Source organism: Psychrobacter sp. TS_SC_6 (assembly GCF_056156305.1).
Genome location: NZ_CM149590.1, coordinates 2,361,927 through 2,376,975, shown reverse-complemented (window position 1 = coordinate 2,376,975; position 15,049 = coordinate 2,361,927). Strand labels below are relative to the sequence as shown.

Genomic DNA, 15,049 nt, shown 5'->3' with positions numbered 1-15,049 from the left:
ATTTAAAATCATAGTTAATAATGTTTTTGATTGCATGGTTGTAGAAAGTGACATATAGCAAAAATTCTATTAAGACATCAGCTAATAAATATATATGCGCATATATAAAAGCACGTTATAGGAGCAGGAATTTTGGCCACACGCATTGAAAACAAAAAATTGTCAAAGAGCAGTAGTGCTTGGATGAAAGAGCACATTGATGATCACTATGTGCAGAAGGCCCAAAAAGATGGTTATCGTGCCCGTGCTGCTTACAAATTATTAGAAATAAATGAAAAAACAAATCTGATCAAAAAAGGTATGACCGTTGTTGATTTGGGTAGTGCCCCTGGCAGCTGGTCTCAAGTGGCTGGTCAATTGGTCGGTGACAAAGGCATCTTGATTGCCTCTGATATTTTGCCGATGGATACCTTACCGGATGTTACCTTTATCCAAGGTGACTTTCGCGAGCCAGAAGTGTTTGACCGCATTATGGCTGAGGTTGGTGATAGATCAGTTGATGTGGTGCTGTCTGATATGGCACCCAATACGGCAGGCAATAGTGCTATTGACCAGCCGCGTATGATGTACTTATGTGAGCTGGCGGTCGATTTCGCGCTGGCAACCTTACCAGAAGGTGGCGCGCTTATTATGAAAGTGTTTCAAGGCGAGGGTACACAAGAATTACGTAAGCAGATGCAGGCGGATTTTAGTAAAATTCGTAGTATTAAGCCTGGTGCTTCTAGACCGCGATCGAAAGAGATATTTTGGATCGCAATCAAGTAATATGAAATGAAACTTTCACCTCAAAATTAGCCAGTTAAAATCATTGAATGAAAACGGCTACAATCGTTAACTGAATAAATGGGAATGCTGCTTGAATTATTCAAGTTAATACCACATATCATGATATATTAACTTTGTTTGAAATCAACTCTTAAGCATTTTTCTGAGTGCTTATATGATATTTTTAGCAAAGTCGTCTGACAGTAAGCGCCTTATAAACTCAGTTATTTATCGTTATTGCCCGGCTTATTTCTCTAATAAAAATATAAGGTTCTTTTATACCCTAGATTTGCAATGAGAAATGATAATTCGTCAATAGACCTTGAATAGCGAGACATACGTTTATATATAGACGTCACGTGTTTAGTAAACACACCAATAAGTATGGGATGGGAATAACTAGTGAGCGACATGGTAAAAAATACCTTATTGTGGCTGGTGGTAATCGGCGTTTTAGTGCTGGTGTTTAGTGGCTTTGATAAATCATCTGAGCCCGATAACCTTAACTACTCTGAATTTGTGACCGCTGTGTCAGAAAATCAAGTAGCCAGTGTTGAGATCGATGGCGAGCAAATCACCGGCGAGAAGAAAAATGGTTCTGAATTTGAAACCATTCGTCCAGCTGTGATGGATGACGAGCTGATGCCATTGCTGCGTGAAAAGAAAGTTGAAGTCCAAGGCACTGCACCGAAGCGCCAAAGCGTATTGATGCAATTGCTGATAGCCAGTTTCCCAATTTTGCTGATTATTGGTCTGTTTTTATTCTTTATGCGTAATATGCAAGGCGGCGCTGGCGGTAAAGGCGGTGGACCGATGAGCTTTGGTAAATCAAAAGCCAAAATGCTAACTGAAGACCAAATCAAAGTAAATTTTGAAGACGTTGCTGGTTGTGAAGAAGCTAAAGAAGAAGTCGTTGAAGTCGTCGAGTTCTTACGAGATCCTGATAAATTTACCAAGCTTGGGGCGACGATTCCACGCGGTATCTTGATGGTCGGTCCACCGGGTACAGGTAAGACTTTATTAGCTCGTGCGATTGCTGGTGAAGCTAAAGTACCGTTCTTCTCGATTTCAGGTTCTGATTTTGTTGAGATGTTCGTCGGTGTTGGTGCATCACGTGTCCGTGATATGTTTGAACAAGCAAAGAAAAGCGCGCCATGCATTATCTTTATTGATGAGATTGATGCTGTCGGTCGTCATCGTGGTTCCGGTATGGGCGGCGGTAATGATGAGCGTGAGCAGACGTTGAACCAATTGTTGGTTGAGATGGATGGTTTTGAAGGCAATGAAGGCGTTATCGTCATCGCTGCTACTAACCGGGCAGATGTTCTTGATAAAGCACTATTGCGTCCGGGTCGTTTTGACCGTCAGGTACAAGTAGGGCTGCCAGATATCAAAGGTCGTGAGCAAATTCTTAAAGTACATTTGAAGAAACTGCCTAATACTATTGGTGTTGACGCTCATGCCTTAGCCCGTGGTACGCCAGGATTCAGTGGCGCGCAGCTTGCTAACCTTGTTAATGAAGCTGCTTTGTTTGCAGCGCGTCATAACAAGCGCAGCGTTGATATGAATGACTTTGAAGATGCTAAAGACAAGCTATATATGGGTCCTGAGCGTAAATCAATGGTCATACGTGAAGAGGAGCGCCGTGCTACTGCTTATCATGAAGCAGGCCATGCGCTAGTTGCTGAGCTACTACCGGGTACCGATCCTGTACATAAAGTCACTATTATGCCGCGTGGCTTTGCGCTTGGTGTTACGTGGCAGTTGCCTGAGCACGACCAAACCAGTATGTATAAATCAAAAATGCTGAGTGATATTGCAATTTTATTTGGCGGTCGTATTGCTGAAGAAGTCTTTATAGATCAAATGTCGACGGGTGCCTCAAACGACTTTGAACGTGCGACCAAAATGGCACGAGCAATGGTCACCAAATACGGCATGTCTGATGCGCTTGGTATCATGGTCTATGAAGATGATGACAGCTCACAAGGTTACTTTGGTGGTGGTGGTCGCACGATTTCAGAAGCAACACAGCAAAAGGTTGATGAAGAAGTACGCCGTATGCTAGAGGAGCAATATGATATCGCTCGTGAATTGATTGAAGGCAATCAAGAAAAGATGCATGCTATGGTTGATGCCTTGATGAAATGGGAAACCATTGACCGCGATCAGTTGCAAGATATATTAGCGGGCGAGCAACCTCGTCCACCAAGAGTCTATCAGCATCACGAAGTCAACTTATCAAAGAATGGTGTGAAAACAACCGGAGTAACCCCTCCGCCATTACCAGCGATGTAAAAGTTACTCTTAAGTTTTGAATAAAAAAAGCCCTTTTGATAAAGGGCTTTTTCTTTATTAGTAATTTAGAATGACATCAGATTTACTGGTATCATAAGCATCATAAGCATCATAAGCATCATAAGCATCATAAGTTAGAGCTAAAATCAATTTTACAAATTCAAATTATCATGGATAAGTGATGTCATTATTTCAACCTTTAACTGTTTATAGTATAAACAGTCGTGATAAGGTTCTAGATTTATCACAGCCTCGTATCATGGGTATTTTAAATGTCACACCTGATTCGTTCTCAGATGGTGGGCAGTTTAATGCGGTTGATAAGGCGGTAGCGCATTGTAAGGAGATGATGGCAGCAGGTGCTACCATCATCGATATTGGCGGCGAGTCTACCCGTCCAAATGCTGAAGTGGTAGCGACTTCTGATGAGCTACAGCGTGTGGTGCCAGTCGTGACAGCGATTAGGCAGCAGCTAGGCAATGACATATGGCTATCGATTGATACCAGTAGTCCTGAAGTTATGCAAGCAGCATTTGAGGTAGGCGCGGATATTTGGAATGATGTACGGGCACTCAAGCGTGAGGGCGCAGCGGTGATGGCAGCTAAGCTTAATATTCCTGTTATGCTAATGCACATGCGCGGTGAGCCAACTACGATGAATAATCTGGCACAGTATGATGATGTGGTTAGGGAAGTCATGACAGAGCTAGAGGTGCGTATTGATGAAGTAACAAGCATTGGCGTCATGCGCGAAAATATTATTATTGACCCCGGTTTTGGCTTTGCTAAAAACTATGAGCATCACTGTGCATTATTGAGTGAGCTTAAGCGCTTACAAACACTCAAACTGCCAATGATGTTTGGTATTTCACGCAAGCGGTTTTTAGCAGAAGTGCTGACCAAAACAGGTCTACAAGCGCTTGCTACCACCCAACCGCTTGAGCGTGATAACGTGGGTACTGCTGCAGGTCTTTTTGCATTGCAGCAGGGGGCAAGTATCATTCGTACTCATAATGTTGCTATGATGCAGCAAGCCATAGCGTTATGGAGCCAGCTATCTGCATATGATCAAACATAAATTTATCGATGATAACAATTGCGAATAATAGAGTTAGAGTTTTGGCACTTTAATATTTATTTAAAGCCCTTTTAAACGGATGAGAATACCTTTATGAGCATTAGTAACCAGCCAGAGCCCACCAATGAGCAGCGCCGTATTATTTACCAAGCACGTCGCGGTCTAAAAGAGTTGGATTTTTATTTTGAACCCTATATTAAAGAGCTTTATTTAACAGCAGAAGCTGCCGAACAAGAAAGTTTTGCGCAAATGCTGACTCATGAAGACCCTGATTTATTAGATTATTTTACCAATCAAAGCCAACCAGAAGATGAGGCGATATGGGAGTTGGTTAATAAGATTAAAACGTGGCGTCATGGTAAAAGTTTGAGTTAATTGTTTAAATGGTTGGTTTTATTTTTTGATTGTTAAAGTAATATTGAGTCTTTTCTATTAATCAGAAATATTCCTTGGTGGCTCACTATGACAGCATTAACCTCGCTACGTATCGACACTGCCATCAAACCTATAAGCTATTTATACTTGCTATTTTATATGGCATTATCCAGTATCATCATGGTATTGGCGGCGCTTGCTTCATTAGTTTTATGGCAATATGTGGTGATACTCCTCATCAGCGCTGCAGTCATTGGCTATTTAGCGTTATCACGACCCATACTATTACATCTAAGCCAGCCGCCACTTGATAAAAGTGTTTATCAAGGTTGGCAGTTGTTAATACGTACGAGTCATGGGGATGCTTTGTGGAAAGCAAAGCTTAATACAGTCAGTCATTCTCATTGGGTTATCAGTTTTGATTTTAGTATCATAGAGCCTTATCAACGCCGATTTTCTGTGGCTATATTTCGTGATCAGGTTAGCCCCGAGCAATGGCGTGAGTTAACTATCTTGGCAAATATGATTGCAAACAAAACCGTTTAATTGAACTTAGTTTTAATTGTAGATGCTTACCTGCCTTATCTTACCGTGCTAAATTATCTCCTACATCTCATAACAAAATACCTATCTAAAGAGACAAATAGATTTGCTATATTGGAATTTATATTTATAGGTCGGTTTAAACACTAGGTGATGGTAGCAGTCGTTACTTTGCTATACCAAAACCTGTATCGACAAATTTTATTATAATAAAAAGGATAAAGTTATGAGTTTGCTAGGGAATTTAGTGAGCCAAGTAGCACGTAGTGCCATGGATCCAGAGGACGCACAGCGTAATCCAGTTAATCAACGTATCAATCCGCGTCGTACTGGTGGTCTTGGTGATATATTGGGGAGTGTGCTTGGCGGTGGCAATCAGTCAGCAGGCTATAATCCGCAGCAGTATGAGCGCCGCTCAGCAGACAATGGTTTTGGGTTAGATGATATTATCGGCGGGTTAACAGGTGGTAAGCAGCGTGGTGGAATGAGCTCAGGCACTGGTGGACTTGGTGATATTTTAGGTAGTGTACTTGGTGGTCAAACGACAAGAGGTGGCTTCAATGGTAAAGGTATGCTTATCGCTGCCCTTATGCCTATGGTACTGAGCTGGATAAAGCGCAATGGTGGATTAAGTGGTGCTCTCTCGAAAATTACTGGTATGGGCTATGAAAAACAAGCGCGCTCTTGGTTGAGTACTAATGAGCTTAACGATAATCTTGATCCTAATGATATCAATCGATTGTTTGATGACAGTGAAATCCAACAAGTTGCTGCTCATACAGGTGCTAACGAGATAGAAGTACGTCAAGGCTTGGCTGAGCTATTACCTGAAGTCATGAACCAATTGACGCCAAATGGTAATTTGGAAAACGAACCTGAAGCCAATGAAGAGATTGATCAAATTATTAGTCAATTATCAAGCCGTCTAAGGGCACTAAAATAATTAGGTTATTATTTATAGCATTTAAAATGATAACAAAGCGTACCTGATTAAGTGCGCTTTGTTATATCTAAAATATAATAGCAATCGTTAAAGGTTAGGACTGTTGCATTAAAAATTGCTAAAAACGTTCATCTAAAGTATCTAACGTATAGCTCAATGCTGCAAAGCAAATATCACTATTAAAGCCACGATACTGTAAAAAGCGCAGCTGCCTTGCTTTGTCTTTTTGTTCAACGGGTATGTCATCACCGTATTTTTTGATACGTGCTGTGACTGCCAGTTTGAGCCAGTCTATGCCTTCGACCAAATTATCTGCGCTGCCATCTATAAATTCGCCAAACTCGTCCGACTCAGCATTAGCCATATCGATAAGTTCATCGATATTATCGGGCATCGCCATCTTTTTACGATGGAATTCTTGCTTGATACGACCTCTGCCACGTCCTTTTCTGATATTTTCACGAATCAGCATTAGAGTAGTGCGGTAATCACTTTGATAGCCTTTTTCTTCGAACTCATCGAGTAGGGCATCAATTTTAGCCGCTTCTTGCTCTTTATCTAGCAATTTTTGCTTAAGCTCAGCCTTGCCGTATTCGCGGCGTGACAAATAATAAAATGCCAACCAACGTAAGCGACTTTCTGCTTTGACTACATCCATTTCTGCTTGGCGCTGCTCAGGCGTGCGCAAATATGCCTTGAGAGCAGCTGGTAGGTTGTCGATTTGGCTATTTTGGTCGCCTCCCTCACTATCATGAGCAGCTACCGATTCAAATACTTGTTGTGAGTTTATTAAAGCTGAATCAACGCCAGCCCCATTAATAGAGGCACTATCTTCTTTATCGTCATGAACCGCATGTTTAACTTCAGCCAGCATCTCTTTGATACTTTGCGCAGCAGGTGGCTGATAAGCAGGTACAGTATTAGGCTCAGCGTAGAAAGTAGCAGCTGGATGAAAGCGTTTTTTACGTTTTTTGGATTTGGATGAAACTTTTAAAGAGGAAGAGGCGCTAGTCGAATTTGCCGTAAAGTTAGTATGGTTATCTACTGTACACTTCTCATCTAAATCATACGTATTTAGATTTTGAGAGCGCTTGCCAGTTTTACTGGTGCTTTTAGGCTGGTCTTTATATGAGTGCCTAGTAGATGAATGTTGTTCAATGGATTTCTTGTTTTTATGCGTAGAACTCGCTGAGTCAGTATCCGACTCAACGAGTATTTCAGCTAACGTTTTAATTTTCATAAGACATCATAGTTGCTGATAATGGTTTAAAAATAAACCGTTATTGTACAGGTTCAGAGGCTAGTTCTTCGTTAGTCTCAGCTATGATCGCCGCTTCGCTGTCATCTTTCACACCAAGCTTTTCAGCACGGATTTTGGCCTCTATCTCTTCAGCAATAGCAGGATTCTCTTTTAAAAACAGTACAGAATTGGCTTTACCTTGACCGATTTTCTCATCGCCATAGCTATACCAAGAGCCTGCTTTACCAACTGCACCAATCTCAACACCCAAATCAATCACTTCGGCTAAATGATTGGTGCCTTCACCGTAAGTAATCTCAAATTCAGCTTGGCGGAATGGCGGTGCCATTTTGTTTTTGATGACTTTAACGCGAGTTTGGTTACCAATAATTTCATCACCATTTTTGACTGCACCGATACGGCGAATATCCATACGTACCGAGGCATAGAACTTAAGCGCATTACCACCAGTTGTGGTTTCAGGGCTACCGAACATAACGCCGATTTTCATACGAATCTGGTTAATAAATAACACCATACAGTTTGAACGTTTGGCGTTACCAGTGATTTTACGTAAAGCTTGACTCATCAGACGGGCTTGCAGACCCATGTGTGAATCGCCCATCTCGCCTTCAATCTCGGCACGCGGCGTCAAGGCTGCGACCGAGTCAATAACGATCATATCGATTGCACCTGAGCGTACTAACATATCGGTAATTTCAAGTGCTTGTTCACCATTATCAGGCTGTGAAAGTAGCAAATCATCCGTATTCACACCAAGCTTGCGGGCATATACAGGGTCTAAGGCATGCTCAGCATCGATAAAGGCACAAACGCCGCCCTGTTTCTGGCACGCTGCAATTGCCTGCAATGTCATAGTCGTTTTACCTGAGCTTTCAGGACCATAAATTTCAACGATACGACCTTTTGGCAAACCGCCAATCCCGAGTGCAATATCTAAACCTAATGAACCAGTCGATACCACGTCGACATCAAGCGTTGCTGAGTTGTCACCCAAATGCATAATGGTATTTTTACCAAACTGCTTTTCGATTTGAGCTAATGCAGCTTTAAGTGCTTTGGCTTTATTGTCGTCCATGTAGGACTCCTTTTTATCAATCCTTTATAAGGATAAGTTGTATTGATATAAAAAACGGCTTGTTCAATGCTATCAATGGCAATGTAAGCTATCGCTGGTAGTATCTTGAACTAAGCTTAGAGTAGGCAATGAGATGAGTCTTGTAGATCGCGATGTCAGTGACATCACCCTACTATACAGTAAAATTAGATGCTGTTAAAAGCGAAAAAAAGTTTAGAGATTTTAATGAGGCTCATAGCGCTTGCAACTTATACCACCAAATCATATTTTCCTCTAACTTTGTATCATTGTTTGTTAGATAGGGTAATTATAACAAAATCCAAGTTATATATTGAGCATAACTGAATACTAGGCGACAGTAGATGTCGTATGGGAAAACAAAAATATTTGTATATAACGCTTAAAATTGCTGTTTATATTTGAACCTGAGCGGCATACTAATTGTCAATAGTTTTAGAAGTTATCCACAATAAATAAATGAAGTTTATTTAGCAGGTGTGAAACATATTATAGGATAAAACTAATATTAAAAATTTTATAAATAAATTATTTTGCTTTTTAATTATCATTAACTTATTGATTTCAATAAATTTTTAAATCGTACAAAAAATGAACGATTTTACCTAAGCCTTTAAGCTATCTAGGAAAATGCTTGTCAAGTAGCGACTTATGCACAGGGTTATCCACAGCTTATGGGGAGAACTCACCAAGCCCTTACGGTATCAATGATTGCGCAGACAAGAGTTATCCTCTAATTTACAAAACTTGGCTTTGTCTGATTTTACAAGCTTAAATTTATCATGATTTTAGTATGGGCAATGCCTATGTTTCACATCTATGCTGATAATTTTTTTCGAGTTACAAGCTCTTGATATGCATCAAACATATTCAGAGTAAGTTATATCAGTCTTTAACCCTTATGAGTAAAAGGTTTGAAAACTGACAGATATAAGAAAGCGGCTAAGATACTGATAAGTATCTTAGCCGCTTTAGAGGAAGCCGACGTAATGTGTTTGGTATTAGTCTTTTAAATAGATTAAATCCCAAACCCCATGTCCGCTTGCTAGACCGCGGCGCTCAAATTTTGTCATTGGACGAAAGTCAGGGCGGTCAGTGAAATTGCCTGCGCCTGCTTGATTGCTTAAGCCTGCAAAACCATCCAAAACTTCTACCATCCAAAAGGCATAATGTTCCCAGTCAGTGGCGGTATGGAACCAGCCGCCTTGCTTTAAGCTGCGGGTGACAATTGCCATGCGCTCAGGGCTAACAAAGCGGCGTTTATGATGGCGCTTTTTTTGCCATGGGTCAGGAAAGTAGAGCTGAATGCGATCGATATGGTTTTCTGGTAACTGTTTAAGTAGTTGAATGGCATCACCATTGATAATTCTGACATTACTCAAATTTTGAGTGCCAGCCATATAAGCGCATTTGCCGATACCCGGCTCATGGACTTCAATGCCAATAAAATTACGACTTGGCTCGGCTGCTGCCATTTCAATGAATGAATCTCCAAGTCCAAAACCAATCTCAAGGGTCAAGGGTGCCTCACTGCCATTTGGCAATTCAGCAAACAGTGTGCGCAAATCATCAATACCTTCAAGATTACCATCACCAAAGCTGTTATTAACCAAGTAATGCGAAAATTCAGGCGCCGTCAATGCCAGCTCGGCATTTTTATTCATGTGCGTACGGCGTTTCATAAAGGTGTTGACGATACGAATATGCTTACTGCCGTCAGGTGCGACCTCATTGCCACTGGTAGCATTAGTGTCTAAAGATTTTTGATCATCGGTAAGGCTGGTGGCGTCGACGTTGGTATTAATATCAGGATGTTGACTCATAGGATTAACAAGGCTTAATAAATGGGTAGTGCGCTTATTATAAGTGAAATCTGTACGGCTGTGAATGAACAATACTTTTTTAATAATGTTAGCGCGCTTTGTAATTTGGGTGCATTATTTATCTGGTGTTTCTCTGGCCCATGCAATGCTATTAGCGTTATCATATAATCCCAATAGTTAAGTTAAATGTCTTTTTAATCGCATGCAAGGCTTGTCACTATGTTATTTATTGAGACGGATTCGCCGCCACCTTTTTACCAAGAGAAATTGCCTCCTGCCAGACGCACACAACTGGATAAATGGTTTATCGGGCATCGTAGCCAACGCTATTATCTAAAACGCTTTGAGCAATTTGATGAACAAGGCTATCTGTCGCCAAAATGGCATTGGGCAGCATTTTTTGTGACCTTTCCATGGTTACTCTATCGTAAGCGTTATATGGATGCGCTCGTCTACAGCGTGGCAGGATGGTCATTTATTCAGCTTAATATCGCGCTCGTTTTGGTAGCAGTCGAGTTCTTAGCAATGCCTTATATTGCTCATGCTTATCAGATGACAATACGCGTTAGTATTGCCGCGCTGATTTGGCTGTTTTGGTCGTTTATGGTGGCACGCTGGACGGACGCTTACTATTACCGGATGGCACGACGTGAGATTGCCGACGCGATTAATGATTATCCACAAGATGAGCGCTTGCAACAAGCCCATCTAAACCAAGAGGGCGGAGTGAGCTTATTTGGGCTAGGATGGGGTTTTGGATTTTTTGCCTTTATATTAATGGTCATTAAAGTGCAGTTCTTACCTATTATTGCCAAACCAAAAGAAAACGAAGTGCTGTTTGATGCGTATGATACCGTTAAAACCACACAAAATTATGTGGCGCTAGCGTATCGGCAAACAGAACAATGTCCGCTGGAACTGCCTATCGATAGCGGAACCGAGCAGGTGCATATTGTGATCGATCGTAGCGCAGCTGGCGTTGCAGAAACTGATTGTGCAGTGATTGCAACCATTCAAAATATAAAATTCCCTATACGCTATCTCAATGATCAGACACTGGTGTTTTATCATCTGCCAAACAGTGATGATTGGGAATGCATCAGCTCATTGAATAAAAAACAAGCACCGGAAAATTGTAGCCCTGATTAGGTGGCTACAAAGATTAAGAGTTATTTTTGACAACAATTTCTATAGTTGAAAAAATTAATGCTTAGATTCAGTCGTATTATTATTTTTATCATCGACTGGTATGGCTTGGCTTTTTAGCGCTTCATAAAAATCGCTCAAGTCCATCTTACGGGCTTTACCAATATCTTCATCAAATAAGCTTTCAAGCTCCGCCATCGATGATTGAGCCGACTCGATCATACTGGCCTCATCATCATAAATAGCTTGTTGACGTTCAATCAGATCATCATCGTAATCACGGAAGGTTTGTACTGTCTCACGCGCTTTTTCTGGTGATATGCCAAGCAGTTGTAGCGACTCACGCGACATATCTAGCGAGGACAAATACGTCTCACGCCAGATATGACGAACCCCAACCTCACGTAATCGGTAGTAATGCTGGCGGTCACGTGCCCGTGCTAAGATAATTAAATCTGGATAGTTTTTACGTAAATATTGGGCGGTGGTGATAGAACGTTCTAAATCATCGATGGCAAGGATAAAGATACGTGCTTTTTTGATACCTGCTGCACGCAGGATTTCAGGGTTTTTGGGATCGCCATAATAGACTTGGTTGCCGAATTTACGGACAAAATCGACGCGGTTTGCCGAGCGCTCAATCGCGGTAAATTCAATATTGTGCATACGTAGCACACGACCGATAATCTGACCGACTCGCCCAAAGCCAGCAATAATCACCTGATGTTCATGATCTGGAATCGTATCGTATTCGCGACTTGGTTTGCTTTTGGCAAATAATGGTTCGCCGACTTTTTCTAATAACAAGAATGCCAAAGGAGTAAGTGCCATAGAGATGGTTACGATCAGGTTTAACGTATTGGCAAGTTCAGGTTGTAAAACGTTTTGGGCACTTGCAACACTGAACAAGACAAAAGCAAATTCACCACCTTGAGCCAGTGTAACCCCCAGTCGAATACTGGTTGGCCAGCGATTACCTGAGATTTTTGCAATTGCTGTAATCACTCCGAACTTGATAAACATCAATGCCATCGCACAGCCGATGATAAAAATGGGTTTCGCTAATATCAATTTCACATCAGTCAACATACCGACTGACATAAAGAACAGACCTAATAACAATCCTTTAAAAGGCTCGATACTGGCTTCAAGCTCATGGCGGTATTCAGAATCCGCCAACAATACACCAGTTAAAAATGCGCCCAACGCCATTGAGAGCCCGATTTGACCCATCAAAATTGACACACCCATTACGATAAATAGCGCGACTGCCGTTAGTAATTCTGACGCACCACTTGAGGCGACAAATTTAAAAAATGGACGAACGACGTAGCGACTGGCAAAAATAAGCCCAGCAAAAACCGCAAAAACTTTACCAAAATAAATCAAATCATAGCTTTGTTCACGCACCCCTGATAAAAAAGGAATGACCGCTAATAAAGGGATAATCGCAATGTCTTGGAATAATAAAATCGTAAAGGCTTCACGACCATGAGTGCTCGATAGCTGCTGTTTTTCAGTTAGAATTTGTAGGACAAAGGCAGTGGATGAGAGTGCAAGACCGAAGCCAACGATAAAAGCAGTATCGAGCTGCAAGCCAAAAATCTGATGTAACAGCCCCATCAATAAGATACCAGTCAAACCAACTTGCAAACCGCCAAGGACGAATATTGAGCGCCTGAGTGCCCAGAGCCTTGATGGCTGCAGCTCAAGCCCAATGATGAACAGCAGCATCACCACGCCAAACTCAGAGAAATGTAGTAAGCTCTCAGCGTCACCTGCTACGTCCAGTACACTTGGACCTAATATCAATCCTGTGATCAGATAACCTAAAACCGTCGCAATACCAAAACGTTTACCAAGGGGTACAAAGAGCAAGGCTGCTCCCAAGAAAATTGTCGCTTGTAACATTAAATTTGGTGAGCCGGTGGCGGCAGCGAACATCTGGAATCCTTAGCAATGACGATAAATGGGCAGTACAGCAGCAGTATTAGAAATAAAAAGCAATTTTATAACGATTATTTTTTATGATAAATCTTCCATATGCCATTATCTGCCAGCGGATTGTTATAAGCATCGTTACGGCGCTTGCGTGGTGTTTGTCGACTGTCTACGATTTTAAAATCGGGTAGGGCATGGACAATAAGTCCAGTGCGATAAAATCGTACTCGCTCAGGCTCTAGCATCTCACCCTTATTATCTCGGCAAAATACATAAGCACGCAAATCAATAAACTCACGGTGCGCGACCAAACGCGTCTCCTCATCCTTATCAAACGCAGCAGTCATACGTGCAATGTCATCAGCACTATAATGGCCGCATTTATCCGTAAGTGCCCCGACCGAGCCGAAATTCTTGGATTCTTTTGCATGGGTTTTGGTTAGATGTAGGCGCTGAACATGATATATAAACTGGGGTAGCTCAAGACTGGCAGGCAGTGGCAAATAGTCAGGCGGTAGATTGGCAGCAGGATAAAACGCCATGGCGCGTTCAAGTAAATTGTGCCAACGTTGCTGATAGGCTTGGACTTCTGCTAAGTTACCTTCATAGATAGGCATGTCACGAATTTGACGTAAGATATCAGGTGGAAACTGTACGTCTCGAAAGCGAGCAATGTCTTCTTGCAGCGTAGATAATAAAACTTTGGCGTGTTTTTTGCCATCCTTTGAAATCGGGTCATCGATATAGTTTGGGGCGACGAATGGCGCTGAGCGTCTAGACATAGCAAAAGGTCATCCATTGGTGGCAAATGTGGCGTTTCAATTTTCAGTATACAGAATTTATATTAAAAATATGACAGCGAGGCTAAATTTCTCATCATTTTTAACATGTGCTTACATTGATAAAAGTCAGTGTGATATTGGTATATGGGAGCCGCTTATTTGCCTCATATTATGAATGGATTCTTGGATTCGGATGACTTTGTTAAGAGTGGGAGTGGGCATTTGGATAAGCATTGCCGTATGGTTATTATGGCGTATACTGTGTTATTTTCATGATTTGATTAGACGTCATTAACAATTGACAATACTTAAATAATTAATGACGTCTAGATGACTGGCAGCATTTTTTTAAACCAGACTTTTTCAATGACAAACTATTTTAATGATTGTGCCCGATATGATTATTCTCTGCTGGTCGCTCTGAGATATTGCAGACTAGGGCATCGCTATGGGTACTCGTTTGTGGGTGTGTCGCACTTTCTACCTGAATAGTAGCGTGATGGATGCCGAGCTCAAGCAGGCTTTGTTCTAGACTGCCAATCAATATACTGGACTCATGAATACTCATTTCACCATCGACGACCACATGACAAGATAAGGCGTTTAAACCACTGGTAATACTCCAAACGTGTAGGTCATGCACTTTTTGCACCTGCGGATGAGCAAGGAGTTTTTCCTCGACATTCACTAGAGAGATACCTTCTGGCGTCCCTTCCATTAGAATATGTACAGAATCACGCACCACACGGTAGCCCTAAATAAAATAAGTATCACCACTACGGCTACCTCGATGCATAAGCCACGTAACCAAAATATTGATCAGCATACCGATAGTGGCGACGATAAGCATGCAAGATTTCCTTTGTCATAGAGGTTAAGTTTTAGTAATATAGGTTTCAGTCTTGTCCAGTGTTCATCTTTGAGCATAGTGCGAGGCATAGCGAACGATATCTTTTTTGTGTCAGAACTTAAAGATTAACCGTTCGCTATTTTTTTTG

The 15,049-nt window shown here is 41.5% G+C and carries 13 protein-coding genes and 1 pseudogene; 7 read left to right on the top strand and 7 right to left on the bottom strand.

What is annotated here, in order from left to right:
- Positions 1 to 132: 132 nt before the first annotated feature.
- The 6 genes from AC0J5Y_RS10085 to AC0J5Y_RS10060 all read left to right on the top strand — a co-directional run bounded on the left by AC0J5Y_RS10085 (position 133) and on the right by AC0J5Y_RS10060 (position 6,002).
- A complete protein-coding gene (locus AC0J5Y_RS10085; RefSeq protein ID WP_475130559.1) occupies positions 133 to 765 on the top strand; it encodes an RlmE family RNA methyltransferase in 633 nt (210 codons plus the stop codon).
- Positions 766 to 1,167: 402 nt separating this feature from the next.
- A complete protein-coding gene (gene ftsH, locus AC0J5Y_RS10080) occupies positions 1,168 to 3,063 on the top strand; it encodes an ATP-dependent zinc metalloprotease FtsH (RefSeq protein WP_475130558.1) in 1,896 nt (631 codons plus the stop codon).
- 181 nt (positions 3,064 to 3,244) lie between these two features.
- Positions 3,245 to 4,141, top strand: a complete 897-nt coding sequence (gene folP, locus AC0J5Y_RS10075) for a dihydropteroate synthase (protein WP_475130557.1) — start codon at positions 3,245 to 3,247, stop codon at positions 4,139 to 4,141.
- A gap of 93 nt (positions 4,142 to 4,234) precedes the next feature.
- Positions 4,235 to 4,516: an FAD assembly factor SdhE gene (locus AC0J5Y_RS10070; RefSeq protein ID WP_475130556.1), complete on the top strand. Its 282-nt coding sequence runs from the start codon at positions 4,235 to 4,237 to the stop codon at positions 4,514 to 4,516.
- 87 nt (positions 4,517 to 4,603) lie between these two features.
- A complete protein-coding gene (locus AC0J5Y_RS10065) occupies positions 4,604 to 5,062 on the top strand; it encodes a hypothetical protein (protein WP_475130555.1) in 459 nt (152 codons plus the stop codon).
- A 223-nt stretch (positions 5,063 to 5,285) separates the two neighbouring features.
- Positions 5,286 to 6,002 (top strand): YidB family protein, encoded by a 717-nt coding sequence (locus AC0J5Y_RS10060; RefSeq protein WP_475130554.1) that lies wholly within the window; start codon positions 5,286 to 5,288, stop codon positions 6,000 to 6,002.
- Between the two features lie 118 nt (positions 6,003 to 6,120).
- Here the strand turns inward: AC0J5Y_RS10060 and AC0J5Y_RS10055 are convergent, their stop codons facing one another.
- The 3 genes from AC0J5Y_RS10055 to trmB all read right to left on the bottom strand — a co-directional run bounded on the left by AC0J5Y_RS10055 (position 6,121) and on the right by trmB (position 10,182).
- Entirely contained in the window at positions 6,121 to 7,242 is a 1,122-nt protein-coding gene (locus AC0J5Y_RS10055) for a regulatory protein RecX (RefSeq protein ID WP_475130553.1), read from the bottom strand.
- A gap of 40 nt (positions 7,243 to 7,282) precedes the next feature.
- On the bottom strand, positions 7,283 to 8,341 hold the full coding sequence (gene recA / locus AC0J5Y_RS10050) for a recombinase RecA (protein ID WP_475130551.1): 1,059 nt from the start codon (positions 8,339 to 8,341) through the stop codon (positions 7,283 to 7,285).
- Positions 8,342 to 9,360: 1,019 nt separating this feature from the next.
- A complete protein-coding gene (gene trmB, locus AC0J5Y_RS10045; RefSeq protein ID WP_475130550.1) occupies positions 9,361 to 10,182 on the bottom strand; it encodes a tRNA (guanosine(46)-N7)-methyltransferase TrmB in 822 nt (273 codons plus the stop codon).
- A gap of 219 nt (positions 10,183 to 10,401) precedes the next feature.
- On the opposite strand from trmB, the gene AC0J5Y_RS10040 reads away from it, so the two are divergent.
- The gene (locus tag AC0J5Y_RS10040; RefSeq protein WP_475130549.1) at positions 10,402 to 11,331 is read left to right on the top strand and encodes a DUF2628 domain-containing protein; all 930 of its coding nucleotides are present in this window, start codon (positions 10,402 to 10,404) and stop codon (positions 11,329 to 11,331) included.
- Positions 11,332 to 11,385: 54 nt separating this feature from the next.
- Here AC0J5Y_RS10040 and AC0J5Y_RS10035 read toward each other — a convergent pair whose 3' ends face one another.
- The 4 genes and pseudogenes from AC0J5Y_RS10035 to AC0J5Y_RS10020 all read right to left on the bottom strand — a co-directional run.
- Positions 11,386 to 13,272, bottom strand: coding sequence for a monovalent cation:proton antiporter-2 (CPA2) family protein (locus AC0J5Y_RS10035; protein WP_475130547.1), 1,887 nt, complete (start codon positions 13,270 to 13,272; stop codon positions 11,386 to 11,388).
- Positions 13,273 to 13,346: 74 nt separating this feature from the next.
- Complete coding sequence (locus AC0J5Y_RS10030; RefSeq protein WP_475130546.1) at positions 13,347 to 14,051, bottom strand: hypothetical protein; 705 nt, start codon at positions 14,049 to 14,051, stop codon at positions 13,347 to 13,349.
- Positions 14,052 to 14,430: 379 nt separating this feature from the next.
- Complete coding sequence (locus AC0J5Y_RS10025) at positions 14,431 to 14,796, bottom strand: cation transporter dimerization domain-containing protein (protein WP_475130545.1); 366 nt, start codon at positions 14,794 to 14,796, stop codon at positions 14,431 to 14,433.
- A gap of 107 nt (positions 14,797 to 14,903) precedes the next feature.
- A pseudogene (locus tag AC0J5Y_RS10020) lies at positions 14,904 to 14,990 on the bottom strand (IS5/IS1182 family transposase); the annotation flags it as partial.
- Positions 14,991 to 15,049: the final 59 nt, after the last annotated feature.